Source organism: Streptomonospora wellingtoniae, from assembly GCF_031845375.1.
Lineage (GTDB): Bacteria > Actinomycetota > Actinomycetes > Streptosporangiales > Streptosporangiaceae > Streptomonospora > Streptomonospora wellingtoniae.
The window spans coordinates 33602-60259 of the sequence record NZ_JAVREK010000009.1 but is presented as its reverse complement, the minus strand read 5'-3'; the positions used below and the strand labels follow the sequence as shown (position 1 = coordinate 60259).

Sequence of the window (26658 nt, the reverse complement as noted above, 5' to 3'; positions counted from 1 at the left end):
TGCCCCAGTCCGCCGTTTTCCGGTGTTCCTTCGTCATGCCTGCTGGAGTGTGAGTGAGCCTTACCGCTGTGCGCCCGCGGACCGACGCCGCGCCGCAGACGCCGACTCAGCGTGCCGACCGTCCCCGGCGGTCGATCGTCCTGCTCGTGTTCATCCTGGGGGTCCTGTCCGCGACGAGCTCCCTGGCGACCGACCTCTACCTGCCCGCGTTCCCGCAGATCGCGGCCGACCTGAACGCCCCCGAGTCCCGGATCCAGCTCACGCTGACCGCCGTGATGGTCGGCCTGGCCCTGGGCCAGCTGGTCATCGGCCCGCTCAGCGACCAATTGGGCCGCCGAAAGCCGCTGCTCGTGGGGATCGCGGCCTTCACCGCCACCTCGCTGCTGTGCATGGTCGTGCAGTCGGCCGAGGTGTTCACCGCGGTTCGCTTCGTCCAGGGGTTGGCGGCCGCGGCCGGGATGGTGATCTCGCGCGCCGTGGTGCGCGACACCTTCGACGGCGACTCCGCCGCCAAGTTCTTCTCCCGGCTGGTGCTGCTGGTCGGGCTCGCCCCGATGCTCGGCCCGCTGCTGGGGGGTCAACTGCTGCTCGTCGGCCCCTGGCAGCTGATCTTCGCCGTGCTGGGCGGTGCCGGCCTCGCCGGGTTCGCCCTGGTCCTCTTCGGGCTGCCGGAGAGCCTGCCGGCGGGACAGCGCGTGCGCCAGGACCCCGGGCAGATGCTGCGGCTCTTCGGCCGCCTGGTGGTCGACCCGCGCTTCATCGGCCCGGCGCTGACCATGGCGCTGAGCTTCGCTATGACCTTCACCTACATCTCGGCGTTCTCGTTCGTCTCCCAGGAGGAGTTCGGCGCGACGCCGCAGCAGTTCAGCCTGATCTTCGGGATCAACACGCTCGGCATGATCCTGGGAAACCAGGTCAACGCCGCGCTCGTCGGCCGGATGCACGCCGCCCGGCGGCTGCTGCTGGGCCTCGTCGGCGCCCTCGCCTCGGTCGCCGTGCTGCTGGCGCTGCACCTGACCGGACTGTCCGGGCTGGTCTCGGTGACGGCCGTGCTGTTCGTGATGATGTTCTGCACCGGCCTCATCTCGCCCAACGCCACGACCCTGGCCATCGTGAGCCAGCCGGCGTCCTCGGCCGGCAGCGCCTCAGCGCTGCTGGGGACCCTGCAGTTCGCCATCGGCGGCACCCTCGCCGCCACGGCCGGGCTGCACGGCGGGACCACGATGGCGAGCATGGCGCTGGTCATGCTGGTCACCGGGCTCGCGGCGACCGGCGTATTCGCCTTGACCGCGGCCCGCGGGCACACCAGGTAGACCGCGCCCGCGGTCACACCAGGGAGACCGCGGCCCGGGCCCTCAGCCGGGACCCGGGCCGCTCTGCTCGGCGGCGTCCGCCAGCATCTGGATGCCCAGGCCCGCCAGCAGCATGTGCGCCTGCTGCGGCGATACCGTGGCACCGCGCAGCACGACGACGTCGGCCGGGTCGATCTCGCCCAGGTCCGCGCCGCGCAGGTCGGCATCGCCGAAGTCCGCCCCGGCGAGCGTCGCGCCGCGCAGCCGGCTGCCGCTCCACACCGTCGCCCGCAGGTCGGCCTCCGTCAGGTCGGCTTCATCCATCCGCACCCCGGTGATCTCCTGGCCGCGCAGCGAGACGCCCTTGAGCCGCGCGAGCATCAGGTTGCAGCGGGGGAATGCGTAGCCGATGCCGCGCAGGCCGCTCAGTTCGGCGCCGGTCATCCGGCAGGCGGTGAAGGCGGCCTCGGTCAGCACGGCGCGCGCCCATTCGGTGTTGGCCAGGTCGACGCGGTCGAAGGCCGTGCCGATGCACTCAGCCCCGGTGAAGCGCGCGCCTGCGGCGCCGCCGCCGAGGAAGCGTGCGCTGTCGAGCGCGGCCTCGTCGAACTGCGCGCCGTCCATCCGGCAGCCCTCGAACACCGCTCCGACCAGGTGCGCCCCGCGCAGGTCGGCGCGGGTCAGGTCGCACTCGGCGAACACCCGCGGCGCCGCCGGCTCCCGCTCAAGGTCCGCACGCAGGTCGCGGTCGGCGAGGTCGGCCCCGCGCACCTCGCCGCCCGCCGTCAGGTCGTCAGCACTCATGCGGCGACCGTAGTGCAGGCGGGTGACAGCCGGGCAGGGCGCGCGCACGCCGGGACTCCGCGACCGGCTCGCATCAGCCGAATCCCGTTGATCTTGTAGCTAGCGCGAAGGAAAGCGATTTCCATTTGCGATAGCTACAAGATCGGCGGCGATGTGTGCCGGAGCATCGCCTGAGCATCGCATCTAGCGGTGCAGCTTCAGGGCGAGGTAGAAGTCGACCCGGTCTTCGAGGCGGGCGAGGTCGCGGCCGGTGAGCTCCTCGACGCGGCCGATACGGTAGCGCAGGGTGTTGACGTGCACGTGCATGGCCGTGGCGCAGCGCTGCCAGGAGCCGGAGTAGGACAGGAACCGCTCGAGCGTGGCCACCAGGTCCGAGCGGTGGGTGCGGTCGTAGTCCAGCACCGGGCCCAGGAGCCGGTCGCGGTAGGACGTGCGGACCTCTTCGGGTACGGCGGCCAGCAGCAGCTCATGGGAGTCCAGCTCGGTGCCCGCGGCCACGCCCGCGCGGCCGCCGCGCATCCCGGCGAGGCGGCGCGCGTGGCCGGCCTCCATCGCCGCGCTGCGCAGGGCGGCGACTCCGGGGACGGCGGTACTGACACCGACGGCCAAGCGGTGGTCGCGCAGTCCCGCCTCCAGTACCGCCGCGCGTCGGGCGATCTCGGCGCGCAGCGCCTCCGCGCCCGCGCCCGCGTTCGCGGCGGCGCCCGCGGCGGGCGGCGCGCCCCCTTCAGCGGCTTCGCCCGCGGCGCCGCCGGATTCTTCGGATTCGCGGGAAGCGTCGCTCGGCGGTTCCTCCGCGGCGACCGGCACCACGGCCATCGCTCCTCCCTCGGCGGCCAGCGCCGTGGCCGACAGCCCGGCCACCAGCTCGCCCAGGACGCGCCGTGCGAGGTCGCAAGCCGCGGGCTCGGGCACCAGCTCGGCGCTGACCACCACATGCCGGGCGCGGGCGCGCTCCTCCTCGTCCGGCGACCCGGCGACCTCCAGCAGGGCGGCGGCCTCGTCGAAGCGCTGAGCCGCCAGTAGGCGCCCAAGCCCGTGGAGGTGGCGGGCGTCGTCGGCCGCCCGCTGCTCGCCCAGGCTGCGCGCCAACCCGGCCAGGGCCGCCAACTCCTCCACCGACTCCGCGCCGTCCTCGGGCCAGGAGTCGGGTTCGCCGTCCACCGCCAGCACCCAGTCCACCAGCGGGTGGGACTCGCGCCCGCCCACCGGCACCACGGTGACGCGGCGCCCGGAGCCGCCAGGTTCGGCCAGGTCCGCGGTGTGGCGGTGCGGTCGCCGCAGCGCCTGCGCGGCGAGCCGCTCGCGCTCTGCGCGCGAGGGGCGGGGGCCGACACCGGCCACCGGCCGCCCGGTGCTGGAGACCACCCGGCACGCCAGGCCCGCCTGGTCGGCGGCGGTGGCGAACACACCGCCGAAGCCGGCTCCGGCGGCCAGGTCGGCCATCAGCCGCCGGTGCCGCTGCCGGGTCTCGGCCATGCCGGCGAGCAGGCTGCCCGTCTGCTCCCGCTGCACCTCCTCGGCGACCGCGGCGAATGAGGTCTCGGCGGGGACCTCGATCAGCGGCAGGCCGTGGCTTTCGCAGGCCTCGACCAGGTCGGCCGGTACGGCGCCCAGCGCGGCGCCCGCGCCCAGTCCCGACGCGCCGGACCCGACCAGGCCGCGCACGAAGGTGTCGCTGTCGCCGGGGCCGCTGCGCCACATCAGCCCGGTCAGCACCAGGTCGCCGCCGCCGATGTAGCGCTCGGGGTGGAGCAGGTCGGTGGTGTAGACGCGGGTGACCGCGCGATCGGCGTGCTCGGCCCGTGTCAGGAAGCGCAGCCGCAGGTGAACGGCGGCGACCAGATCGCTGATACGCATCGTCGCTCCCCTCGCCCGTTCCGACTGCGCACCCCGGCACGGCACGCGCCCCTGGGTCGCGCGCGGCCGCCGTGTGGGCCCTGCTCCGCGTGGCGGACACGTTAGTGCACCGCCGCGGTTGTAGGAAACAACGAAGAGGGAATGGTGGCTGTGCGTGCACTTCGTGCCATCGCGTGCTGGTCGAGGGCGGGCGCGCGGCTGTCTACTGCAGGACAGGGAGCGCCCGAACAGCGGCGGCAGGCGCCCCCGTTCGCCCCGCGCCGCCGATGAGGAACACCGATGGAGTTCATCGCCCCCACCACGTGGGAGGACGCACTGGCCGCCAAGAGCGGCCGACCCGACGCGGTGCCGATCGCGGGCGGCACCGACGTGATGGTGGAGCTGAACTTCGACCGGCGGCGGCCCGGGGTGCTGCTGGACCTGAGCCGGGTGCCCGAACTGGCGCAGTGGGGCTCCGACGGCCCCTACCTGCGGCTGGGGGCAGGGGTGTCCTACACCGAGGTCGTCGAGCGGCTGGCCGCCCGCGCGCCCGCGCTGGCGCGTGCGGCCCGCTCGGTGGCCTCGCCGCAGATCCGCAACCGGGGTTCGGTGGGCGGAAACCTGGGCACGGCCTCGCCGGCCGGCGACTGCCACCCGCCGCTGGTGGCCGCCGGTGCGCTGGTCGAGCTGGAGTCGGTGCGCGGAGTCCGGCGGGTGCCCGCGCGCGACTTCTACCTCGGGCCGGGCCGCAGCGCGCGCGAGGACGACGAGCTGATCTCGGCGGTCCTGGTGCCCGCCCCCGGCGGCCCCCAGCAGTTCAGCAAGATCGGCACGCGCAACGCCATGGTCATCGCGGTCGCCTCCTTCTCGCTCGTGCTCGACACGCCCGCGCGCAGCGTCGGCACCGGGATCGGCTCGGCCGGGCCGCGGCCGCTGCGCAGTCCCCGGGCCGAGGAGTTCCTGGCCGCGGAGTTCGACTGGGAGCGCGGGGCCGATCCGTCCGAGGCGGCGGCGCGGCACTTCGGGGACCTGGTGGCGGCGGCCGCCCAGCCCATCGACGACGTGCGCGGCAGCGCGGCCTACCGCAGGCGCGCGCTGTCGGTGATGGCGCGCCGCGCCGTGCTCTGGTGCGCCGCCGACTATCGGAAGGGAGCCCGCTGATGCGGGTCGAGTTCACCGTGAACGGCGAGGACGTGGCCGCCGAGGACGTCTGGCCCGGCGAGAGCCTGCTGTACGTGCTGCGCGAGCGCCTGGGGCTGCCGGGCAGCAAGAACGCCTGCGAGCAGGGCGAGTGCGGCTCCTGCACGGTCTACCTGGACGAGGCGACGGTGTGCTCCTGCATGGTCGCCGCCGGGCAGGCGCAGGGCCGCCGGGTGCGCACCGTCGAGGGCCTCGCTGCGGCCGAGGACGACGACGCGGCCCCCGGGGTCCGGCTGAGCACCGTGCAGGAGGCGTTCGTCGAGGCCGGTGCCGTGCAGTGCGGTTTCTGCACCCCGGGGCTGGTGGTGCAGGCCGACGACCTGATCGGGCGCACCGTGGGCGCGGGCGGCCCGGTCCCCGGCGACGCCGAGATACGCGAGGCGCTGGCGGGCAATCTGTGCCGGTGCACCGGGTACCAGGCGATCGTCGAGGCGGTGCGCACCGCCGCCGAGCGCGAGCAGGCGGCCGCGGCGGGGGGTGCGCGATGAGCGCAGTGGTGATCGAGGGCGCCTACGTCGCGGCTGGCAGCGGCGCCGAGCACGAGAGCGGACACGTCGTCGCCGAGGACGGGGTGATCACCGCCGTGGGGGCCGGACCCGCGCCGCCCGCGGCCGGGGCGCGGCGCATCGACGGGCGCGGCCTGCTGGCCACGCCGGGCCTGGTCAACACCCACCACCACCTCTACCAGTGGGCCACCCAGGGGATGTTCGCCGACGCCACCCTGTTCGAGTGGCTGAGCGGCTCCTACGCCCTGTGGAGCGGTCTGGACGCGCAGACCGTCTCCGAGACCACCACGGCCGGCACCGCCTGGCTGGCCCTGTCGGGCTGCTCCACCGCCGGCGACCACCACTACGTGTTCCCGCGCGAGGCCGAGGCGATGGCGGCCGCCGAGGTCGAGGCGGCGCGCGCGGTAGGCGTCCGGTTGGACCTGGCCCGCGGATCGATGGACAGGGGCCGCTCGGCGGGCGGGCTGCCGCCGGACGGCGCCACCGAGAGCCTGGAGGGCGCGATCGCGGCGACGGAGGCGGCGATCGATGCCCACCACGACCCGTCCTTCGGGTCGATGACCCGGGTCGCGGTGGCCCCGTGCTCCCCGTTCACCGTCAGCCGCGAGCTGATGACGGCGGCCGCCGAGCTCGCGCGCGCCAAGGGGGTGCGCCTGCACACTCACCTCGCCGAGACCGCCGACGAACAGGAGCAGTGCCTGGCCGAGTTCGGCACCACGCCGGTGGGCTACGCCGAGAAGCTGGGATGGCTGGGCGATGACGTGTGGCTGGCGCACGGCGTCCACCTCTCCGACGACGCCATCGAGCGGGTCGCCGCCTCCGGCACGGGGGTCGCGCACTGCCCCAGCTCCAACGCGCGCCTGGGCGCGGGCGTCTGCCGCACCCCCGAGCTGCTCGATGCGGGAGTCGCTGTGGGGCTGGGCGTGGACGGCCCGGCCTCCAGCGAGCTGACCGGGCTTGCCGGCGAGATGCGCCAAGCCCTGCTGACAGCCCGGGCCCGGGGCGGCCCGCGCGCGCTGAGCGCCCGCCAGGCCCTGCACATGGCGACTCTGGGAGGCGCGCGGTGCCTGGGGCGCTCCGCCGAGCTGGGGTCGCTGGAGGCCGGCAAGCTCGCCGACATCGCGCTGTGGCGCGTGGACGGCTTCGGCCGTGACGTCATCGACGACCCCGTGGTGGCGCTGGTGTTCTCCCCGGCGCCGCCACTGGAGCACCTGCTGGTGGGCGGGCAGGCCGTGGTCGGGGACGGCGAGCTGCGCACCGTCTCCGCCGAGGCCGCCGCTGCGGCCGGCCGCAGCGCCCACCGCCGGATCGTCGCCGAGGAGGCCCGCCGATGACCGCATCCGCCGCCGGCCGCGAGGCCGCCGCCGGCCGCGAGGCCGCCGCACGCCTCGGCGCAGGCACGGCGAGCGCCGCTCGGACGGGCTTGGAGAGCAGTACCCGCGACGGTGTCGGCGCCAGCCCGCGCCGGCCGGACGGGACGCTGAAGGCCGCCGGCGAGTTCGCGTTCTCCTCCGACATGTGGATGGAGGACATGCTGTGGGGCACGACGCTGCGCAGTCCGCACCCCCGCGCGCGGATCCGCTCGATCGACGTCTCCGCGGCGCTGGCCGTCCCCGGTGTGCACGCTGTGCTGACCCACGAGGACGTGCCCGGCGAGAAGCTCTTCGGTCTGGAGACGCGCGACCAGCCCGTGCTGGCCGTCGACCAGGTGCGCTACAAGGGCGAACCGGTGGCGATCGCGGCAGCCGACCATCCCGAGACCGCGCGCCGGGCACTGGAGCGGGTCGCCGTCGACTACGAGGTGCTGGAGCCGGTCTGCGACCCGCGGCGCGCCGCTTTCGACCCCGACTGCCCGCTGGTGCACGAGGAGCCGATCGGCGCCCACCCCGAGCACAATCCCGGCGGCAACGTCGTCCGCCGCCAGCCCGTGCGCACCGGCGCTTTCGCGCGCGGCGCCGAGGCCGCCGAGCTGCGGGCGAGCGCCGCGGCGGTGGTGCACGGCACGTACCGGGTGGGCATGCAGGACCAGGCCTTCCTGGGACCGGAGTCGGGGCTGGCGGTTCCGGCGCCCGACGGCGGGGTGGACCTCTACATCGCCACCCAATGGCTGCACGTGGACCAGGGCCAGATCGCGCCCTGCCTGGGGCTGGCCCCCGAGCGGGTGCGGATGACGCTTGCGGGGGTGGGCGGCGCGTTCGGCGCCCGCGAGGACCTGTCCATGCAGATCCACGCGTGCATGCTCGCGCTGCGCACAGGCCGACCGGTCAAATTCGTCTACAACCGCGAGGAGTCGTTCTTCGGCCACGTGCACCGGCACCCGGCCACGATGCGCTTCGAACACGGCGCCGACGCCGAAGGGCGGCTGCTCTACGCCACCCTCGAGATCGTGCTCGACGGCGGCGCCTACGCCTCGACCACCGCCGCGGTGGTGGGCGTGGCCTCGTCGCTGGGCCTGGGCCCCTACGAGATCCCCGACGCGTCAATCGACGCCTACGGGGTCTACACCAACAACCCGCCCTGCGGGGCGATGCGGGGCTTCGGCGCCGTCCAGGCGTGCTTCGGCTACGAGGCGCAGATGGACCGGCTCGCCGCCGAGCTGGGGCTGCACCCGGTCGAGCTGCGCACGAGGAACGCGCTGTCGCAGGGGTCGCGCATCGCGACGGGGCAGCGCATCGACATGCCCCTGCCCATGGCCGAGATGCTGGCGCGCTCGCGCGGCATGGCGCTGCCGGCACGCCGCGAGGAGCTGCCCGATCCCGCCGACCCCCGCACGCTGCCGGGCGGGGTGGCCGGCACGAGCCGCGGCGAGGGAGTCGTGCGCGGCGTCGGCTACGGGGTCGGGCTGAAGAACCTGTGCTTCTCCGAGACCTTCGACGACTACTCCACCGCCCGAGTGCGCCTGGAGGTCGTCGGCGGCGAGCCCGCCGTGCTGGTGCACACCGCCGCCGCCGAGGTGGGCCAGGGCCTGGTGACGCTGCAAGGGCAGATCGCCCGCACCGAACTGGGCGTGCAACGGGTGACGATCCACCCGGCGGACACCTCGGTGGGCTCGGCCGGCTCCTCCTCGGCCTCGCGCCAGTCCTACGTGACCGGCGGCGCCGTGAAGGCGGCGTGCGAGGCCGTCCGCCGGCGCGTGTTCGCGCTCGTGCGCGAGCGCGGCCTGGCCGGTGCCGACCACCCCGAGGACGACCTGGCGCTGGAGGGCGGCAAGGTCGTCTCGGCCGCCGGAGGGGTGCTGGCGCCACTGGCCGACGTGCTGGGCGGAGCCGCCGTGGAGGAGACCCGGGTGTTCCGGCACCGCCCCACGCGCATGCTCGACCCCACGACCGGCCAGGGTGACTCACACGTCCAGTTCGGAATGTGCGTGCACCGGGCGGTGGTCGACGTCGACGCGGACCTGGGGCTGGTGAAGGTCGTGGCCTTGGACGCGGTCCAGGACGTGGGCCGGGCGATGCACCCCCAGCAGCTGCTCGGGCAGATCCACGGGGGCTCGGCCCAAGGGCTGGGACTGGCGCTGATGGAGGAGGTCCGCGTCGCCGACGGCGTGATCCGCAACCCCTCCTTCACCGACTACCTCATCCCCACGGTGCTGGACACTCCGCCGATGCGCGTCGAGGTACTGGAGCACGCCGACCCGCACGCGCCCTACGGGCTGCGCGGCGCGGGCGAGCCGCCCACGCTGTCGTCGACACCGGCGATCGTGGCGGCGGTGCGCGACGCGACGGGCCGCACGCTGGCCCGCGCGCCGGTGCGTCCCGAGGACATCGCGGGCGTCGAGCACTGAGGCGCCCCCCGGCGGCGCCCGCCGGCCGGGGCGGCGCGCCGGGCGGACCGGCCGCGCGGGCTGGCTAGTCTCGGGACCATGAAGATCTCTACAGCATTCGTCACGGGGGCCAGCACCGGCTTCGGCGCGGAGATCGCGCGCCGCTTCGCGGGGTCGGGCGTGCGTGTGGTGGCGGCGGCGCGCCGCGGAGAGCGGCTGGCCGGCCTGGCCGAGGAGCTGGCGCCCAACGTGCACGCGGTGGAGCTGGACGTGCGCGACCGGGCGGCGGTGACCGCGGCGGTCGAAGGGCTTCCCGCCGAGTTCGCCCAGGTCGACGTGCTCGTCAACAACGCCGGGCTGGCGAAGGGTCTGACGGGGGCGGCCGAGGCCGACCTGGACGACTGGGAGCAGATGGTGGACACGAACTGCAAGGGCGTCATGTACTGCACGCGCGCGCTGCTGCCGGGCATGGTCGAGCGCGGGCGCGGCCACGTCGTCAACATCTCGTCGACGGCTGCCAACTACCCCTACCCGGGCGGCAACGTCTACGGCTCCACGAAGGCGTTCGTGCGCCAGTTCAGCCTGAACCTGCGAGCCGACCTGCACGGCACCGGTGTGCGGGTGACCGACGTCGAGCCGGGGCTGGTCGGCGGCACGGAGTTCTCGGAGGTGCGCTTCGACGGCGACCGGGAGCGCGCGCAGGCGGTCTACGAGGGCACCCGGCCGCTGACGCCCGAGGACGTGGCCGAGACCGTGCAGTGGGTGGTGGCCCAGCCGGCCCACGTCAACGTCAACATCCTCGAACTGATGCCGGTTTCGCAGTCGTTCGCGGGGCTGTCGGTGTGGCGCGGGCAGGAGTGAGCGCGGTGCCGGTCGGCGCCCCGGACCGCGGCAGGCCCGGGCGCCGTTGCGGCGCCGGCGGCCGGGACCTCCGCCGCCGAGCATGGTGCGGGGTCAGTCCAGTGACCGCACGAAGTGCGCGGCCTCGGCCTCGTTCATGCCGGTCTCCTCGGCGACCAGGCTGATCGCTTCGGCCGTTCCCTTCCGGTCGCGCAGGTCCCGCACGCGTGCGGCCAGTCCGGCGCCCTCACGGTTCGGCTCGGCAAGGGTGGGCACCGCGATCCCGGCGCCGATGGCGTCGGCGACGTCCTTGGCGGTGCGCAGGTCGTAGCCGGTCGCCTCGCGCAGCTCCTTGATCGCCTGGATCCTCCTGCCCTGGGCGAGAACCGCTCGGGCCCGCTCCACCACGGGAGCGGGCAGCGGGTGCGGCGGCGCCTGGGGTACCCGGGCGCGCCGACGGCGGCCGTTCGCCGCGCCTGCCACTGCGACCGCGGCGCCGGCGACCGCGACCGCGACCGCGACGGCGGAGAATGCGGCCGCGAGGGTGCTGCTGTCGAACTCCACGGCGCACTCAGTCCAGCGACCCGACGAGGAGGGCGGCGTCGACGGTCTCGCGCGGCGCCGACCCGGGTTCCAACGGCGCGGACGGCCCCGGCGAAGGGCGGCCCGGCGCCGGCGACGCGTTGCGGAGGTCGAGCCGCAGGTGCGGCCGCACGAACCCGGGCAGCACGGCGACGGCGGCCGGCGCAGCCGCCACGACCAGCATGAGGTCGGCGCGGATACCGAAGACCTCGGGTGGCGCGCCGGAGAGTGCGGAAAGCATGGCCGGAAGCCTAAGGGCTCCCGGCGGGAGTCGGTAGCGGGGGGCTGCGGCCGCCCTCGGCCGCCGATCCGGCGGCGGGGCGGTTTCCGAGAGGCGCCGGAACGGGGGGCTGTGCCCGTCAGTCCTCGGCGGACTCGCCGAGAGTGGGCACGCTGCGCCCCTCGCTCAGCGCGTCGACCACCGCCTTCGCCGAGCGCAGGTCGTAGCCGGTCGCCTCGCGCAGCTCCTTGACGGCGAGCACGCGCTTGCCCGCGTCGATGCGCTCCCGCGCCCGCTGGAGCACGTCGGCGGGCAGCGGCCTGCTCAGCGGCGCACCCGGCGAGCTCCGCCGCTCGGCGCGCCGCTGCGACTCCCGGTACAGGCCGAGGCCGATTCCGCCGAGGACGACGGCGGCGACCGCGAAGGCCCAGAGGTAACTCTCCACCCCGCGATTCTAGGCGCCGGCAGCAGGGCTCGAACCAGAGGTGCCCGACTCGGGCCGGCCTGCGGGCTCCTCCCGCCTGACCAGTCCGGCGACCAGGTCGGCCACGAGGGCGGCGAGCTCGCCGCCCTCCTCGGTCTGCAGGCCCTTGCGCGCCAGGTGGCCGGAGCCGGCCAGGGTGACCAGCCCGTGCAGTGCCGACCACGAGAGGATGGCCATGGCGCGGGGATCGCCCGACCGGACGACGCCGGCACGCTGGCCTTCGGCGAGGGAGTCCACGCTCAACTGCATGAGTCCTTCGGCGGCCTCGTGCACTCCGGTGCCGTCGACGTGGGACAGGTGCTCGCCGAACATCAGCCGGTAGTGCTCGGGGCGGTCGACGCCGTGCCGCAGGTAGGCGTGGAAGGCCCGGCGCAGTGCGGCGGGCACCTCGTCCGGCCGGGTCCGCGCCGTCGGCAGCTCGGCGGCCACCTCGGCGTGCACCTTTTCCAGGCTGCGCAGCGCGACGGCGCGCAGAAGGTCGTGCTTGTCGTCGAAGTGGCGGTAGGGCGCCGCCCGCGAGACGCCGGCCAGCTCGCCGACCCGGCGCATGGTCACGGCGTCGGGACCGCCATCGGCCAGCAGCTCGGATGCAGCCCTGATCAGTCGCTCGCGGGTGTCGCCCGCGGCTGCGGGCTCGGCCGCGGCGCCCGCCCTTCTCCGCTGAGCTGCCGACATGCCGCGACCGTAGGCCACGGGTGTTGACAACGTCAACACCACCTCCTACGTTGACGATGTCAACACCGCCGCCGGCCACCTCTTGGGAGCACCGCGTGGGCACCACAGTCAACGGGACCCCGGCGCAGATCGGCGCCGACCCCGCAACCACCGCCGCCGAGTTCGTCCGCGACGGACTCGGCCTGACCGGAACCAAGACGGCGTGCAACGCCGGGGTCTGCGGATCCTGCACGCTGCTCCTCGACGGCGCACCCGCCGCCTCCTGCCTCCTGCCGGCGACCGCGCTGGAGGGCCGCTCGGTCACCACCGTCGAGGGGATCGGCAACGGCGCGGAGCATCCGGTGCAGCGCGCCTTCGCCGCCCACGACGCCATGCAGTGCGGATACTGCACGCCGGGCTTCGTCGTGGAGGCCGCCGCCTTCGTCGATCGGCACCGCGCCGAGCACGGTGACACCGCACCCGCACGCGACGAGATCGCCGACGCCCTGGCCGGGCACCTGTGCCGCTGCGGCGCCTACCCGGGGATCTACGCCGCCGTCGCCTCGGCCTGCGCCGGGGAGCACGACGGCGCCGCCGAGTCGGCGCCGCCGCGCACCGAGGCCGCCGAGAAGGCGTCCGGGCGCGCCCGCTACACCACCGACGTGCGGCCCGAGGGCTGCTGGGAGGCGGTGATCGTGCGCTCGACGCGGGCGCACGCACACGTGCTGGGCGTCGACGCCGGCGGTGCGCACCACGTGGACCTGCTTGGCGCCGACCGCACGGTCCGCTATGTGGGGCAGCCGCTCGTGGCGGTCGCCGCGCCCACGGCCGCCAAGGCGCGGGCCGCCGCCGAGCAGGTCTCGGTCGACTACCGCGACCTGCCGGCCGCTGCGGACCCCGCGGCGGCCCGCCTGCCCGGCGCAGCGGTCGTTCACTCCACGCGCGCCGAGCGCGGCGCGGCCCCCTCGCACAGCGAAGGCTTCGTGCCGCCGGCCCGGTGGAAGGACAACGTCCGCGGCCCCTTCAACATGGGGTGGCGCAGCGCCACCGCCGTCAAGCGCATCCGCGAGGCGGCCCGGCGCGGCGACGACCGCCTGGTCACCGGCGTGTTCCAGACCGCCGTCCAGGCGCACACGCCGCTGGAGCCGCATGCGTGCGTCGCGCGCTGGGACGACGCCGGCGACCTGCACATCCACGTCTCGACCCAGGCGGTCGCGGCACTGGCCGAGGAGGCGGCCGAGCGCTGGGAGCTGCCGCGCGGGCGCGTCCACATCACGGCCGAGCACGTGGGCGGCGCGTTCGGCGCAAAGGCCGGCCTGCGGGTGGAGACCGTCGCGGCCGTGGAGCTGGCGCGTGCCTGCGGCGCCCCCGTGCGGCTGGTCTTCGACCGCGCCGCGGAGCTGACCGACGGCGGGCACCGCCCCGCCTCGCGCACCGAGATCGCGCTGCTGGCCGACGCCGACGGCCATCTGTCCGCGATGACCATGGACGCCTACTCCGACGGCGGGGTGTCCGTGGGCGGAATGGTGACGACGCTGGCACGGCTGATGTACGGCCGCGGACCGCGGCGGCTGCGCGACTTCGACGTGGTCTCGCACCGCCCGCCGGGCGCACCGTTCCGCGGTCCCAACGGCCCGCAGCTGCTCTGGGCGCTGGAGCAGGCTGTCGACGACATGGCGCACCGCATCGGCGAAGATCCGATCGCGCTGCGCCGGCGCTGGGACGGCAACACCAAGCGGCACGCGCTCTACGACTGGGCCGCGGCGCTGCCGGTGTGGCGCGAGCGCACCGCAGGCGCGCCGCCGGGGCGCTTCCGGCGCGGTGTTGGCGTGGCCGCGGCCAACTGGATGTACCTGGTGGACTCGGCCACGACGATCGAGCTGGTGGTCGAGGACGGCACCGTGGTGGCCGAGACCGCGGTCCAGGACATCGGCACCGGCGCCCGATCGGTGGTCTCCGGCGTCGTAGCCGACGAGCTGGGCGTTCCGGCCGGGCTGGTGCGCGTGCGCGCCGGGCACAGCGACCTGCCCTACGCCCCTGCGTCCACCGGCAGCCGCACCACCGCGTCGCTGGGGCCGGCGGCCCGGGACGCGGCCGCGAAGCTGCAGGAGGAGGCGCGCGGCCGCGGCGCGGGCACCGCAGGCTCGGGGCGGCTGGACGCCGCCGCGCTGGCCGCCCTGGAGGGCCTGCGGGTGCGCGGGCGCCGCCGCCGCGACCGCCGCGGCTACGTGACGCCGTTCGCCCTTCCCGACGGCGGCACGATCGGGCGCGGCTTCACCGGCGCCGTGCACGTGGTGGAGGTGGAGGTCGACACCCTGCTGGGCGCCGTACGGCCCACCCGCTGCTGGGCGGGGATCTCGGCGGGGCGGATCTACGCCGAGCGGCCCGCGCGCAACCAGTGCGAAGGCGGCGTGGTGCAGGGCATCGGCTACGCGCTCTACGAGCAGCGCCGCGACGACCCGCTCACCGGCGCCGTTCTAACGGCCAACATGGAGGACTACCGCATACCCGGGATCGGGGACACGCCCGAGATCACCGTGCACTTCCACGAGGAGGGCTGGGAGCACGTGACCGGCGGAGGCGTGGGCCTCGGCGAGGTGTCGACCATCGGCGTCGCCGCGGCGGTGGGCAACGCCGTCTTCGACGCCACCGGATGGCGCCCGCGCGAGCTGCCCCTGCGGCCCGACCGAATTCTCGAAGGGATCGGCGCGAAATGAGCACACCAGTGGACGTTCCCGCGGCCGCCGCCGCGCTGCGTGATTCCACCGCCGAGGCGCGGGCCGGCGGCACCGACGTCATGGCGCGTCTGAGCGAGGGGCTGGCCGCGGCCCCCTTCACCGACCTGCACCGGGTGCGGGAGCTGCGCGGGGTGGAGTGGCGCGCCGACGGGTCGGCGCGGATCGGTGCCATGACCACCGTCGCCGAGATCGCGGCCGACGCGCGGCTGCGCTCGGCCTACCCCGCGCTGACGGCCACCGCCGGCGCCCTGGCCACGCCGCAGATACGGTCGGTGGCCACGGTGGGCGGCAACCTGCTGCAGCGCAACCGGTGTCCCTACTTCCGCAGCGCGGCGTTCGACTGCCTGCAGAAGGGCGGCGACTCCTGCCCGGCCCGCACGGGCGACCACCTGCACGGCACCGCGGTCGACCTGGGGGCGGCCTGCGTCGCCCCGCATCCGTCGTCGCTGGCGGCGGCGCTGCTGGCCTACGGAGCCGAGGTGCAGGTCGAGGGCACCGAACCGCGGCCGGTGGGCGAGCTCTACGACGGGTCCGACTCCGGCCGCGACCACGTGCTGGAAGCCGGCGCGCTGGTCACCGGTGTGGCGCTGCCGGTTCCCGCCGCGGGAGAGAGCGCCGCCTACCGGCGGGCGACTTCCCGATCGCGCGCCGAGTGGCCGCTGGTGGAGGCGGTGGTGCGGGTCGTACGCACCGGCGGCGCCGTCACCGAGGCGGCGGTCGCCGCGGGTGCGGTGGCGCGGACCCCCCTGCGCCTTCCCGATGTGGAGCAGGCCCTCCTCGGGGCGTCGGGGCCCGAAGCGGCGGCGGCCGCCGTGGCGCCGGTCCCCGACCTGTGCTCCCCGCTCCCCCAGACCGGCTACAAGGCGGTCCTGCTGCGCGACACCGTCCGCGACGCGCTGGAACGGGCACTGGAGCCGCTGGAGGCATAGGCGCGTGGCCCACGGCGTGTCGATGCCGCACGCGCGTCCCGCCCCTCCGCCGCCCGTACGCACCGCGCTCCCGCGGCGCGTGCGGGCGGCGGCGTGCGGGACCTGCCCCAAGGAACGGGGCGCCGCCTTCAGGCGCCGTCCGCCCCGTGCGCGGTGCGGGGGTGGCGCAAGGCCGACCCGCGAGCCGCGGACCGGGCCGCTTGGGCGCCCCCGGTGCCGCTTCGCTCCGGTCAGCCCTCGCCGGACGCGAGCCGGCCGCGGAGCCAGCGTTCGACCTCCAGGACGTGCATGGTGGCCGCGGCGCGGGCGGCGTCGGGGTCGCGGTCGCTCAGCGCCTGGTAGATGCGCTCGTGGTCCTCGCGCAGGCGGGCACTCGGCCCGGCCTCGCGGTGGCCGTGCCAGACGCGGGCGTTGAAGGTCCGCGAGGACAGCCCGTCGTTGACCGCCACCAGAGTCGCGTTGCCCGTGATCTCCACGATGGCCTGGTGGAAGCAGAGGTCGGCGGCCACGGTCTCGCCCTCGCTGCCGCCGGTGCCGATCCGGTCCAGGACCGCAGCCAGCCGGCGCAGCTGCGCGTCGTCGGCGCGTGCGGCGGCGAGAGCGGTGGCGGCCGGCTCCAGCATCCGGCGCACCTGCAGCACCTCGACCAGGGTCTCGCCCTGGGAGATCTCGGCGAGCACGGAGAACGTCTCCAGCAGGTCGCCGGGACGCAGCCGCGTGACGTAGACCCCGGCGCCGTGGCGCGCCTCCAGCACACCCAGGGTGGTAAGCGCGCGGATCGCCTCGCGCATCGAGCTGCGCGAGACCCCGAGCTCGGCCGACAGGTCGCGCTCGGTGGGCAGCCGGTCGCCCGGACGCAACAGCCCGGCGGCGATCATCCCCTTGATGTGCTCGATGGCCCGCTGGGTCACCGGCAGGCGCTCGGCCGGGGCCGCGTCGGCTCCGGGCTCGGCGGCATGGTCGGGCGTGGTCACCGGTGCCTGCCCTCCGTGGGTCGTGGGTGCGCGCCCGGCGGTCGGGGCGCTTTGCCGGGCGCGCTGCCGACGGCTCACCCCAATCTTGACATCCGAGTTCGACGCGGCGTAGAAGTGGTCGGACCAATCGTACCGATCGTCGGCCTTCCTCGCCGGACTGCGCCGCCGTTTCGGCTGATACGCGAAAAAGTGACCACTACTACTGCCGAGCAGAAGCCGGACCACTGGCCACTGTTTGCCGGGGCCGACGGCGCCCGGCCCGCCCGCCGCGTTGCCGCGCCGGTGCGGCGCAGCCGTCCTGGTTGCGGTACGGGCCGGGGAGCGTGCCCGCTCGCGCAGCGGGGGTCGGGCGGGAATCGAGGGAGCGCATGCGGATCGCGTTGTTCATCACCTGCGTGAACGACACCCTGTACCCCCGGACGGGACAGGCTGTCGTGCGCCTGCTGCGCCGGCTCGGCCACGAGGTGGTGTTCCCCGAGTCCCAGACGTGCTGCGGCCAGATGCACTACAACACCGGCTACCGCCGGGAGGCGCAGAAGCTGGCGGTGCGCTTCGTCGAGACCTTCGCCGACGCCGACGCGGTGCTCGCCCCCTCGGGGTCCTGCGCCGCGATGGTCCGCGACAACTACCCCCGGCTGGGCGAGGCCGGCAGCCGCCTCGACCGCGCCGTCTCCGAGCTGGCCCCGCGCGTCTACGACCTGTCCGAGCTGCTCGTCGACGTCCTCGGGGTGACCGACGTGGGCGCCTACTTCCCGCACACGGTCACCTACCACCCCACATGCCACGGGCTGCGGCTGCTCAAGCTGGGCGAGCGCCCCTACCGGCTGCTGAGCAACGTCCGCGGCATCGACCTGCGTGAGTTGGAGGGCTCCGCGGAGTGCTGCGGCTTCGGCGGCACGTTCGCGATGAAGAACGCCGACGTCTCCGCCGCGATGGGCGGCGACAAGGCCCGTCACGTCGCCGCCACCGGCGCCGAGGTGCTGTGCGCGGTCGACAACTCCTGCCTGATGCACATCGGCGGCACACTCAAGCGCCAGCGCGCCGGCGTGCGGACCGCACACCTCGCCGAGATCCTCGCCTCGACCGAACAGGAGCCGGCACGGATATGAGCCCCGAGCACCGGACCGACCGCCGCACCGGCGGCGACCGCTCCTCGGCGGGCCGCGCCGCCGGGCACGCGACGTTCATGGGCATGCCGCCCTTCCCGGAGGCCGCGAAGAGCGCCACCGGCGACTCCCAGCTTCGCCACAACCTGCGCAAGGCCACTCACACCATCCGCGACAAGCGCGCCGGCGTGGTCGGCGAGCTCGACGACTGGTCGGACCTGCGCGCGGCGGGCAAGGCGATCAAGGACCGCACGCTGCGCCACCTCGACGGCTACCTGGAGCAGCTGGAGGAGGCGGTCACCGCGGCCGGCGGCCGGGTGCACTGGGCGGCCGACGCCGACGAGGCCAACGAGATCGTCACCGGCCTGGTGCTCGCCACCGGCGAGAGCGACGTCGTCAAGGTCAAGTCGATGGCCACCCAGGAGATCGAGCTGAACGAGGCGCTGGCCCAGGCCGGGATCACCGCCTACGAGACCGACCTGGCCGAACTGATCGTGCAGCTCAGCGACGACCTTCCCTCCCACATCCTGGTGCCGGCCATCCACCGCAACCGCGCCGAGATCCGCGACATCTTCCGCGACCGCATGGCCTCCTGGGGCGTGCCCGCGCCGGACGCGCTCAGCGACGACCCGCGCGCCCTGGCCGAAGCCGCGCGCGTCCACCTGCGCGAGCGGTTCCTGAGCACCAGGGTGGCGATCTCGGGCGCGAACTTCGCCGTGGCCGACACCGGGACGATGGTGGTGCTGGAGTCGGAGGGCAACGGGCGGATGTGCCTGACCCTTCCGGAGACGCTGATCTCGGTGGTGGGCATCGAGAAGATCGTGCCCACCTGGGCGGACCTGGAGGTGTTCCTGCAGCTGCTGCCGCGCTCCTCCACCGGCGAGCGGATGAACCCCTACACCTCCACCTGGAGCGGCGTGACGCCGGGCGACGGCCCCCAGGAGTTCCACTTGGTGCTGCTGGACAACGGCCGCAGCGACGTCCTCGCCGACGAGGTGGGCCGCCAGGCGCTGCGCTGCATCCGCTGCTCGGCGTGCCTGAACATCTGTCCGGTCTACGAGCGCACCGGCGGGCACGCCTACGGTTCGGTCTATCCCGGCCCGATCGGCGCGATCCTCACCCCGCAGCTGCGCGGGACCGCCTCGGAGACGGAGGCGTCGCTGCCCTACGCGTCGTCGCTGTGCGGCGCGTGCTACGAGGTCTGCCCGGTGGCCATCGACATCCCCGAGGTGCTGGTGCACCTGCGCGAGGAGGTCGCCTCCTCGGGCGGGCACCGCGCCGAGAAGGCCGCCATGGGCGCCGCCGGATGGGTACTGGACGGCGAGCGCCGGCTGGGCGCCGTCCAGCGCGCGACCTCGGCCGTGCGCTCGCTGCTGCCCCGGCGCATGCCCGGGCCCGCCTCGGCCTGGACCGACACGCGGGACATCCCCGACATTCCCGCGGAGTCGTTCCGCTCCTGGTGGCGCCGCGAGGGGGCGGCCGGTGACGGGGACGGCGGCGCAGGCGAAGAGCGCGACGGACGGGAAGGCGGTCGGCGATGAGCGGCTCGCGCGAACGGGTGCTGGGGCGCGTGCGCGCGGCCCTGGCCGACGTCCCCCGCGGCGAGGAGCCGGGGGACGTCGTGGTGCCCCGCGACTACACGCCCTCCCACGACCAGGGCGAGACCACGGCGTTGCTGGTCGACCGGCTGGAGGACTACAAGGCCGTGGTGCACCGCACCACCGCCGAAGGGCTGGCCGGCACCCTCGCCGACGCGCTGGGGCGGCGCGGCGTCCGGCGCGTCGCCGCCCCCGACGACGCGCCGGCGGACTGGTTCTCCCGAGCCGGGGCCGAGGTCGTGCGCGACAGCACCCTGGACGTTCCCGGGCTGGACCGGGTGGAGGGCGTGGTCACCGGGTGCGCGGCGGCGATCGCCGAGACCGGCACCATCGTCCTGGACGCCGGCGAGGCCCAGGGCAGGCGCGCTCTCACGCTGATCCCCGACTACCACCTCTGCGTGGTCCACGGGGACCGGATCGTCGCCGGGGTACCCCAGGCGCTTCCGCGCCTGGCCCCCGAGCGCCCGCTGACCTGGATCAGCGGCCCCTCAGCCACCAGCGACATCGAGCTCGACCGCGTCGAGGGCGTGCACGGCCCGCGCACACTGGAGGTCGTCGTCGTCGAGTGACACCGTGTCCGCCTGCGGTGCGGCCCGGACAGGCGCGGGCGTGCGAGCGGCGGCGGCAACTGGCACAGCACCGTCGATCTTGTAGCCATCGTCACTGGAAATCGTTTTACTTCACGATGGCTACAAGATCGACGGGGTTCGGGGCCGGCGATCTCGCTAGCCCGTTCCGCGCTCGGTGCAGACCTCGTCGGAACGCGCGATCTCGTCCACGCTCAGCACGGCGACGACCGTGAAGCAGTACTCCTGGCTTGCGTTCAGGCCGCTCACGGTGGCCTCCGTCGCGCCGGCCTCGGCGTCGGCGAGGTTGGCCGGCGTGGTGCCCACCGGTCCGCCGATGACGTGGTGCGAGGCGCCTCCCCCGCTGTTGTCGGTCCACGTCACGACCACCGTGTCGCCGCTGTCGTCCAGCGCCACTCCGGTGGGCGCCGCCGCCGGGTTCGTCCCCGCCGCAGGCGCCGGCGGGCCGCTCGGGCCGCCGGAGGCGCCCGATCCACCGTTCGGAGCCGGCGAGGGGCCCTCGCCCGCCCCGGCCTGCTCCATGAGGTCGCCGCCCAGGCCGGGGCGCAGGATGGCCACGGCGCCGACGGTGACGACCACGAATCCGATGGCCACGACGGCCACGGCGATGTAGAGCGGGCGGCGCCGCACGGGCCGGGCGGCCGGAGCGGCGGGCGGCTCCGGAGCCGCGGGGGCCTGCGGCGGAGCGAACGTCGGACCGGGCTCCTGTGCCGCCGCGAAGGGCAGGCCGCCCCCGCCGCTCCACGAAGTCGCACCGGAGCCGTCGGGGAGCCCTGCCGAGCCCGCACCGTGGCCGGACGCGCCGGTGTGCGGGGCGTGCGGGTCGTGCGAGCCCGTCCAGCCCGCCAGTCCGGCCCAGGCGTCCTCGGGCAGTCCGCCGGGCGCCGCGGGGCCGCCGCCGGTGCCGGTTCCGGCGCCGGGCTGACCGCCCGTGCCGCGCAGCGTGTCCACGGCCTCCTGCACGGCGTGCGCCCACTGCGCGGATCCGTCGCCGGGGCCGCGAGCGGGGGCATCCACTCCGTCGCCGCAGGGGGCCGGGCCGGAAGCCGCCGCCCCGTGCCCGGCCGGTTCCGCCGCCCCTCCACGCTCCTCCTCGCCGGAGGCGTCGGACCGCGGAGGCGGAGCAGGTCCCTCCGGCACCGCTCCGGCGACGGTGTCGGCCGCCGACTCCGCGGCGGCGCCCGGGTCCGGTTCCGGTTCCGGTGCGCGCTCCCCCGCCGGAGCGGCGTGCGCGACCGCGTCGCCGGAGAGGGCGGCCGCGAAGTCGGCGGCCGTGGCGTAGCGCTCGTCCGGGGCCTTGGCCAGTGCCCGCCCGAACACCGGGCGCAGAGCGCCGGGCAGGTCGGCGCGCGGCAGCCGCGGCGGTGCGGCGCCGAGCGCCTTGTCCCGGTAGTCGAACGGGTCGACGCGCTCCTGGTCCGGCCCTTCACCGAAGGGCGGATACCCGGCCAGCAGCGTCCACAGCGTGGAGGCGAGCCGGTAGACGTCGGAGGCCGGTGCGGCCGACTCGCCGCGCAGCGCCTCCGGCGGCGCGTGCAGGACGGCGTCGGGGTCGGGGCCCGGCGCCGGGAACGGCTCCCCGGCCGGGCGCACCGCGCCCGCGTCGGCCAGCACCGCACCGTCGGGGCACCGCAGCAGGTTCCCCGGCTCCACGCCGTGGTACAGCAGCCCCTGCTCGTGGACGGCGTGCAGTGCCGACGCCGCGGAAACCCCCGCGCGCACGACCTCCTCCACCGGCAGGGGATGGCGCCGCCGCAGGTTGGCGGCGTAGTCGCCATCGGGGCAGTAGTCCATAGCGACGAACGCGCGTCCGGAGGAGGTGCGCCCGCGGCCCAGGACCGCGACCATGCCGGGAAGCCGGGCGAGTTCGCGCAGCCGCTCGATCTCCGCCTCGCCGCCGTCGTCGCGCATGACCTTCAGCGCGGCGGGCTCTCCGCTGCCGTCGCGCAGGGCCCGGTAGACGGTGGAGGCCGCGCCGCGGTGCACGACCTCCAGGGAGTGGAAGCCCGGGGCCAGGCTGCTGTCGTGCTCCGCGCCGCTCATCGGCGTCCTCCTCGTCGCTGGTCGCGCCGGCGTTCCGGTGCGCGTGCCGCCCCGCCCGCCGGTCGGTCGCTCATCGGTTCCTCCAGAACAGGGGTCGGGGGTCGAGCCACCAGGTGAGCCTTCTGCCGCGGCCGCGGCTCGCGCGCAGTGCGCGCACGTGGCGGCGCGCGCCTCCGGCGATGCGGTCGGCGGCGGCGTCGTCGATCCCGGCGCCGGGCGCTGCGCCGCCGAAGGAGACGACGTTGACGGCGGCGGCCAGGCGGTCCAGGTCGGGCCGCGCCTCGGCCCGCGCGACTTCGGGCAGCAGGCGGCCCGCCAGCGCGGCGGTGTCGGTGGCGGTGTGGCCGTGCGGCGGCGCCGCACGGCACATCCGCAAGGCGTCGCGCAGCTCCTGCCAGGCGCCCAGCACCCGCGCTTCGGCGGTCCCGCTGCGCAGGCGCCGACCGGTGCGGGCCAGCCTCAGGACCGGCACGGCCAGCACGAGCGCGAAGGCGCCCGCCGCGGCGGCACCCGCGGGCCGCCACCAGCCTCCGTTGGAGCGGCTCGGGGGCGCGGCGACGTCGTGGGGGTCGGCGTCCGCACCGGGGTCGTCGCCGTCCTGGGCGGCGTCGGCCTCCTCGGGCTCGGGGGCGCTCTCGGGCGCTCCGCCGGTGTCCTCGCTGTCCTCGCCGCCGGGGGTGACGGCGAAGGGGACCCAGCCGACGCCGTCGAAGTAGACCTCGCCCCACGCCACGGCGTCGCCCGTGCGCACCTGGTAGCGGCCGCCGCCCTCGTCGGTGCCGGGCCCGAAGCCGACGGCCACGCGGCTGGGCAGGCCCGCGGCGCGCGCGAGCATCGCGAAGGCGCTGGCGAACTGCTCGGAGGTTCCTCCCCCGCCCTTCTGCCCGGGCTCGGCGAGGATCGCGGCGACGTTGGCGTAGCCGTGCCCGCCGGGGGTGTGCGGGTCGAAGGAGTGGGACTCCCGCAGGTAACGGGCGAGCGCCCGGGCTCGCTGGTAAGGCGGACCCTCGGCGGCGACGGAGCCGACGATGTCGTTGAGGACCGGCGGCGCGCCGGCGGGCAGTTCACGGTAGCGGTCGAAGACCGCGCCGGCCGGCGTGGCGGCCTCGGCCAGCTCCCCGGGCCGCCAGCGGGCGACGTCGCCGACGGTCCGGTAGGTGCTCTCGTCCAGGGAACCCTCCATGCGTACGACGGTGCCCGACACCGGCGCGTAGCCGAGCGAGGGCAGGTCGACGCGTCGGGGCGCGCCGACGACCGGCACCCAGGTGCCCGGCAGGTTCGGGTCGACCGTGATCTCGGCGGTGGCCCGGCGGGCGTGCGGCGGCGGGGGCACCGGCTCGGGCAGCACACGCCCGGCGGCGCGGTATCCGCCTTCGGGCAGCCAGGTGGTGCCGGTGAAGTCGCCGAGCGCGACCCAGCGCAGGTCGACCGGCTCGGCTGCGGCGACGGTGAGCAGCGGCTCGTCTGGATCGGCCGCCCATCCGGCCAGGTAGCCGAGCGGGTTGAGCGCCGCCTGCGGGCTCACCGGAGGGCTCAGCACCGCGCGGGGATCGCCGGGCCGAGCGTCCCAGCCGGCGAGAAGCACCGGGCCGCCGAAGACCGTCGCGGCGGCGGCGAGCACGGTGGCCAGCCCGGTGACCACGGCGCGGCGCAGGGCAGCTGAGCCGGAGCGGTGCGCGGCCGGCTCGACCCGCACGGTCAGCGCCGGGGACGGCCCCCCGTCCGCGCCGGCGGGGGCGCCCGCTCCCTCCCCCGGGGCGCCGAAAGCCATCAGCAGCGCCGCCGCCGCGGCCAGCATGCCGATGGCGGCGAACCCGGGAGGCGCGACGGGGCCGTTGAGCACGACCGCGCCCACGAGCAGCAGCAGGCCCGGCAGCAGGGCCAGCCCCGTCCGCCCGCTGCGGTGGGCCAGCGCCTGGGCCGCGCCGGTCAGCCAGGTGGCGAGCATCGGCAGCGCCAGGGTGTCGACGCTCAGCGGCGTGGGCGCGGCGCTGGTGAGGATGCGCGCCCCCGAGTGCAGCACCGCCTCGGCGGCGCCGCCCAGCACCCCCGCGCCCTCGCCGGGCAGCAGGTAGGCGCAGACGGCGACCGCGGCCAGCGGCAGGGGCAGGCCCGCCAGGAGCGCGGCCGGGCCGCTCAGTCGGCCGCGCAGCAGCAGGGTCGCCGACACCGCGGCCAGCGCGCAGGCGGGCAGGATGGCGTAGACGGCCGCGGGGGCCGCGTAGCCGGGCGCGACCGCCACCCCGCCGGCCGACGCCGCCACGAACAGCGCGGCCGCGGTGAGCAGCGTCCGCGTCCCGGGCGGCGTGCGGGGCACGGGCGGCTCCCGCCGCGGCGGCGCCGCGGGACCGGCGGCCCGGTGGGGCGGGTCGGTCACCGCGACCATGGCGCCTCGTTCCAGCGGTCGGCGAATCCGGCGGCGTCGCCGGCGGTGATCAGGGTGAGCCCGGCGGGGGCGGCCGGACGCTCCTCGGCGCCCACGACCACGGCCAACAGCCCGGCGTAGTGGACGCCCAACTGGCCGAACAGCCGCACGTCGGCGTCGCTGAGCGCACCGCTGACCAGCACCGCGGTGTCGCCGGCCGGCCGGGTGCGGGCCAGGCGCAGGGCACGCCCCAGGTCGGCCTCGGCGGAGGGCGCCGCCTCGGCGAGCAGGTCCAGCAGGGGCGCCAGCCCGGCGGTGCTCTCCCGGCCGCGGCCGCTGACCAGGTGCAGCTCGCAGTGCAGCGCAGCGTGGACTCCAGTGGCCAGGATCGATGCGGCGGCGCCGGCGACCTCGTCGAGCCGCGTGTCACCGCCGGGCGTGGGGCGGTCGTCGACCAGCACGCACACCCGCGTCTGGGAGGTGTCGACGAACTCGCGCACGACGAGCTTGTCCAGCCGCGCTGAGCTGCGCCAGTGGACGTGGCGCAGGTCGTCGCCGGGGACGTAGTCGCGCAGGGTGCGGAACGTGAGCGTACCGGCGCGGGCTCCGTCCACGGCGCCGTCGGGGTCGGCGACGCGGCCCACCGGGACGGCGCGCAGCCGCTCCCAGCGCGGGTGCACCCAGATCCGGTCGGCACCGCCGCACGGGCGGTGGAGGGCGGCCAGGCCGAAGGGATCGCTGCGCCCGGCCCGCACCGGCCCCAGCTCGACGACACCGCGGCGCGCGGCGGCGATCCGATATCCCGAGCCGCCGGCGGCGCGCGCCGCCAGCGGCGCCAGCCCGAGGGCCCGCTCTCCGCCCGCCCCCGCGATCCGCTCGCTGACCTGCACGCCGCGCCGCCCCGGGTTGCGCACGCTCAGCCGCACCCGCAGCTCAGCGCCGGGTGCGCTGCGGCGACTGGGTATCGACCGCTCGGTCACCACCTCGGGCGGGCGGCCCACCAGCAGAACCGCGGCCAGGACGGCGACCAGGGCGAGCCCGCCCAGCAGCGCCAGCTCCTGATAGGCCGATACCACGCCGGCGGCGAGGAGCAGCGCGCCCGTGCCCGCGACCAGCCATCCCCGTCCGGTCGGCATCAGCGGCCCGCCGCCCCCGAGTACCGCGGCTGCGGTGCCGGTGTCTCCTCCAGGACTTCGCCGAGCACGTCGGCTCCGGTGCGCCCGCCCACCGACGCCTCGGGCGAGAGCACCAGGCGGTGCGCCCACACGTGCGGGGCCAGCCGCTTGACGTCCTCGGGGTTGACGAACGTGCGGCCCGAGGTGAGGGCGAGGATGCGCACGATGTGGGCCATGGCCACGGTGGAGCGAGTGGACAGGCCGACGCTCAGCGCCGCGTGCTCGCGCGTGGCGTGCGCCAGGCGCAGGACGTACTCGTAGACGGAGTCGTGGACGTGCACGCGGCGGGCGGCCCGGGCGATGCGGGCCATCCGTTCGGCGTCGGTGCGCGGCGCCAGGTCGTCGGGCGAGGTGAGTCCGTCGCCGCGGATGATGGCGAGCTCGGCGGCGTGTTCGGCGTAGCCCAGGGACAGCCGGATCAGGAACCGGTCGAGCTGGGCTTCGGGCAGCCGGTAGGTGCCGTCCATCTCGACCGGGTTCTGGGTGGCCACGACGAGGAACGGCGAGGGGACCAGGTAGCGCGAGCCGTCGACGGTGACCATGCCCTCCTCCATGACCTCCAGCAGCGCCGACTGCGTCTTAGGCGAGGCGCGGTTGATCTCGTCGGCGACGACGACGTTGGCGAACACCGGGCCGGGGTGGAACTCGAACTCGCGGGTGCCCTGGTTGAACACGGTGACGCCGGTGACGTCGGAGGGCAGCAGGTCGGGTGTGAACTGCACCCGCCGCCACTGGCCGTCGACGCAGGCCGCGATGGCGCGGGCGAGCGTGGTCTTGCCGGTGCCGGGGACGTCCTCCAGCAGGATGTGGCCCTGGGCGAGCATCGCGACCAGGGCCAGGCGCACGACCTCGGTCTTGCCGAAGACGGCCGCCTCGACGGCGGAGGCGATGCCGTCGAACTCGTCGGCGTGGACGGCCGCCTCGTCCGCGGTCACGGGTCCGGCGGTGCCGCCCGCGGC

22 protein-coding genes are annotated in these 26658 nt (G+C 75.7%); 11 read left to right on the top strand and 11 right to left on the bottom strand.

All coding sequences use genetic code 11. The annotated features are described in order from the left end of the window. The first annotated feature begins 53 nt into the window (after positions 1-53). Entirely contained in the window at positions 54-1313 is a 1260-nt protein-coding gene (locus RM446_RS10480) for a multidrug effflux MFS transporter (protein WP_398694898.1), read from the top strand. 42 nt (positions 1314-1355) lie between these two features. Here the strand turns inward: RM446_RS10480 and RM446_RS10475 are convergent, their stop codons facing one another. Together RM446_RS10475 and RM446_RS10470 are read right to left on the bottom strand one after the other, a co-directional pair. Further along, positions 1356-2096, bottom strand: a complete 741-nt coding sequence (locus RM446_RS10475) for a pentapeptide repeat-containing protein (protein WP_311545020.1) — start codon at positions 2094-2096, stop codon at positions 1356-1358. Positions 2097-2279: 183 nt separating this feature from the next. Next, on the bottom strand, positions 2280-3956 hold the full coding sequence (locus RM446_RS10470) for a helix-turn-helix domain-containing protein (RefSeq protein WP_311545019.1): 1677 nt from the start codon (positions 3954-3956) through the stop codon (positions 2280-2282). 279 nt (positions 3957-4235) lie between these two features. On the opposite strand from RM446_RS10470, the gene RM446_RS10465 reads away from it, so the two are divergent. The 5 genes from RM446_RS10465 (at position 4236) to RM446_RS10445 (ending at position 10265) form a co-directional block, all read left to right on the top strand. Further along, the gene (locus RM446_RS10465) at positions 4236-5096 is read left to right on the top strand and encodes an FAD binding domain-containing protein (protein ID WP_311545018.1); all 861 of its coding nucleotides are present in this window, start codon (positions 4236-4238) and stop codon (positions 5094-5096) included. Continuing rightward, on the top strand, positions 5096-5623 hold the full coding sequence (locus RM446_RS10460) for a (2Fe-2S)-binding protein (protein ID WP_311545017.1): 528 nt from the start codon (positions 5096-5098) through the stop codon (positions 5621-5623). Before RM446_RS10465 ends, RM446_RS10460 begins: the two co-directional genes overlap by 1 nt. Beyond that, the gene (locus tag RM446_RS10455; RefSeq protein WP_311545016.1) at positions 5620-6975 is read left to right on the top strand and encodes an 8-oxoguanine deaminase; all 1356 of its coding nucleotides are present in this window, start codon (positions 5620-5622) and stop codon (positions 6973-6975) included. Before RM446_RS10460 ends, RM446_RS10455 begins: the two co-directional genes overlap by 4 nt. Further along, positions 6972-9425 (top strand): xanthine dehydrogenase family protein molybdopterin-binding subunit, encoded by a 2454-nt coding sequence (locus RM446_RS10450; protein ID WP_311545015.1) that lies wholly within the window; start codon positions 6972-6974, stop codon positions 9423-9425. Before RM446_RS10455 ends, RM446_RS10450 begins: the two co-directional genes overlap by 4 nt. A 78-nt stretch (positions 9426-9503) precedes the next feature. Further along, a complete protein-coding gene (locus RM446_RS10445) occupies positions 9504-10265 on the top strand; it encodes an SDR family oxidoreductase (RefSeq protein WP_311545014.1) in 762 nt (253 codons plus the stop codon). A 93-nt stretch (positions 10266-10358) separates the two neighbouring features. Here RM446_RS10445 and RM446_RS10440 read toward each other — a convergent pair whose 3' ends face one another. From RM446_RS10440 to RM446_RS10425, 4 genes are all read right to left on the bottom strand, one after another. Further along, entirely contained in the window at positions 10359-10808 is a 450-nt protein-coding gene (locus RM446_RS10440) for a hypothetical protein (RefSeq protein ID WP_311545013.1), read from the bottom strand. A gap of 7 nt (positions 10809-10815) precedes the next feature. After that, positions 10816-11067, bottom strand: a complete 252-nt coding sequence (locus RM446_RS10435; RefSeq protein ID WP_311545012.1) for a hypothetical protein — start codon at positions 11065-11067, stop codon at positions 10816-10818. A gap of 118 nt (positions 11068-11185) precedes the next feature. Next, entirely contained in the window at positions 11186-11491 is a 306-nt protein-coding gene (locus tag RM446_RS10430; protein WP_311545011.1) for a hypothetical protein, read from the bottom strand. Between the two features lie 9 nt (positions 11492-11500). Continuing rightward, positions 11501-12205: a TetR/AcrR family transcriptional regulator gene (locus RM446_RS10425; RefSeq protein WP_311545010.1), complete on the bottom strand. Its 705-nt coding sequence runs from the start codon at positions 12203-12205 to the stop codon at positions 11501-11503. 95 nt (positions 12206-12300) lie between these two features. Between RM446_RS10425 and RM446_RS10420 the strand changes: the two genes are divergently transcribed. Together RM446_RS10420 and RM446_RS10415 are read left to right on the top strand one after the other, a co-directional pair. Beyond that, entirely contained in the window at positions 12301-14901 is a 2601-nt protein-coding gene (locus RM446_RS10420; RefSeq protein ID WP_311545009.1) for a molybdopterin-dependent oxidoreductase, read from the top strand. Further along, complete coding sequence (locus tag RM446_RS10415) at positions 14898-15851, top strand: FAD binding domain-containing protein (RefSeq protein ID WP_311545008.1); 954 nt, start codon at positions 14898-14900, stop codon at positions 15849-15851. The genes RM446_RS10420 and RM446_RS10415 overlap by 4 nt, the downstream gene beginning before the upstream one ends. A gap of 230 nt (positions 15852-16081) precedes the next feature. Here the strand turns inward: RM446_RS10415 and RM446_RS10410 are convergent, their stop codons facing one another. Next, the gene (locus RM446_RS10410; RefSeq protein ID WP_311545007.1) at positions 16082-16825 is read right to left on the bottom strand and encodes a FadR/GntR family transcriptional regulator; all 744 of its coding nucleotides are present in this window, start codon (positions 16823-16825) and stop codon (positions 16082-16084) included. Between the two features lie 368 nt (positions 16826-17193). Here RM446_RS10410 and RM446_RS10405 point away from each other — a divergent pair, with 368 nt between their 5' ends. From RM446_RS10405 to RM446_RS10395, 3 genes are all read left to right on the top strand, one after another. Beyond that, positions 17194-17934, top strand: coding sequence for a (Fe-S)-binding protein (locus RM446_RS10405; protein ID WP_311545006.1), 741 nt, complete (start codon positions 17194-17196; stop codon positions 17932-17934). Between the two features lie 83 nt (positions 17935-18017). Then, complete coding sequence (locus tag RM446_RS10400; protein WP_311545135.1) at positions 18018-19472, top strand: lactate utilization protein B; 1455 nt, start codon at positions 18018-18020, stop codon at positions 19470-19472. Beyond that, the gene (locus tag RM446_RS10395; RefSeq protein ID WP_311545005.1) at positions 19469-20098 is read left to right on the top strand and encodes a LutC/YkgG family protein; all 630 of its coding nucleotides are present in this window, start codon (positions 19469-19471) and stop codon (positions 20096-20098) included. Before RM446_RS10400 ends, RM446_RS10395 begins: the two co-directional genes overlap by 4 nt. Positions 20099-20254: 156 nt before the next feature. Here the strand turns inward: RM446_RS10395 and RM446_RS10390 are convergent, their stop codons facing one another. From RM446_RS10390 to RM446_RS10375, 4 genes are all read right to left on the bottom strand, one after another. After that, positions 20255-22159 (bottom strand): protein kinase domain-containing protein, encoded by a 1905-nt coding sequence (locus tag RM446_RS10390; RefSeq protein ID WP_311545004.1) that lies wholly within the window; start codon positions 22157-22159, stop codon positions 20255-20257. A gap of 70 nt (positions 22160-22229) precedes the next feature. After that, a complete protein-coding gene (locus tag RM446_RS10385; RefSeq protein WP_311545003.1) occupies positions 22230-24476 on the bottom strand; it encodes a transglutaminase-like domain-containing protein in 2247 nt (748 codons plus the stop codon). Positions 24477-24532: 56 nt separating this feature from the next. Further along, positions 24533-25660, bottom strand: coding sequence for a DUF58 domain-containing protein (locus RM446_RS10380; protein WP_311545002.1), 1128 nt, complete (start codon positions 25658-25660; stop codon positions 24533-24535). Beyond that, entirely contained in the window at positions 25660-26634 is a 975-nt protein-coding gene (locus RM446_RS10375) for an AAA family ATPase (protein WP_398694938.1), read from the bottom strand. Before RM446_RS10375 ends, RM446_RS10380 begins: the two co-directional genes overlap by 1 nt. Positions 26635-26658 lie beyond the last annotated feature (24 nt).

Coding starts and splice junctions, on each gene's coding strand:
- RM446_RS10475 (WP_311545020.1), bottom strand. CDS start 2,096: ATGAGTGCTGACGACCTGACGGCGGGCGGCGAGGTGCGCGGGGCCGAC.
- RM446_RS10470 (WP_311545019.1), bottom strand. CDS start 3,956: ATGCGTATCAGCGATCTGGTCGCCGCCGTTCACCTGCGGCTGCGCTTC.
- RM446_RS10465 (WP_311545018.1), top strand. CDS start 4,236: ATGGAGTTCATCGCCCCCACCACGTGGGAGGACGCACTGGCCGCCAAG.
- RM446_RS10460 (WP_311545017.1), top strand. CDS start 5,096: ATGCGGGTCGAGTTCACCGTGAACGGCGAGGACGTGGCCGCCGAGGAC.
- RM446_RS10455 (WP_311545016.1), top strand. CDS start 5,620: ATGAGCGCAGTGGTGATCGAGGGCGCCTACGTCGCGGCTGGCAGCGGC.
- RM446_RS10450 (WP_311545015.1), top strand. CDS start 6,972: ATGACCGCATCCGCCGCCGGCCGCGAGGCCGCCGCCGGCCGCGAGGCC.
- RM446_RS10445 (WP_311545014.1), top strand. CDS start 9,504: ATGAAGATCTCTACAGCATTCGTCACGGGGGCCAGCACCGGCTTCGGC.
- RM446_RS10435 (WP_311545012.1), bottom strand. CDS start 11,067: ATGCTTTCCGCACTCTCCGGCGCGCCACCCGAGGTCTTCGGTATCCGC.
- RM446_RS10425 (WP_311545010.1), bottom strand. CDS start 12,205: ATGTCGGCAGCTCAGCGGAGAAGGGCGGGCGCCGCGGCCGAGCCCGCA.
- RM446_RS10415 (WP_311545008.1), top strand. CDS start 14,898: ATGAGCACACCAGTGGACGTTCCCGCGGCCGCCGCCGCGCTGCGTGAT.
- RM446_RS10405 (WP_311545006.1), top strand. CDS start 17,194: ATGCGGATCGCGTTGTTCATCACCTGCGTGAACGACACCCTGTACCCC.
- RM446_RS10400 (WP_311545135.1), top strand. CDS start 18,018: ATGCCGCCCTTCCCGGAGGCCGCGAAGAGCGCCACCGGCGACTCCCAG.
- RM446_RS10395 (WP_311545005.1), top strand. CDS start 19,469: ATGAGCGGCTCGCGCGAACGGGTGCTGGGGCGCGTGCGCGCGGCCCTG.
- RM446_RS10390 (WP_311545004.1), bottom strand. CDS start 22,159: ATGAGCGGCGCGGAGCACGACAGCAGCCTGGCCCCGGGCTTCCACTCC.
- RM446_RS10380 (WP_311545002.1), bottom strand. CDS start 25,660: ATGCCGACCGGACGGGGATGGCTGGTCGCGGGCACGGGCGCGCTGCTC.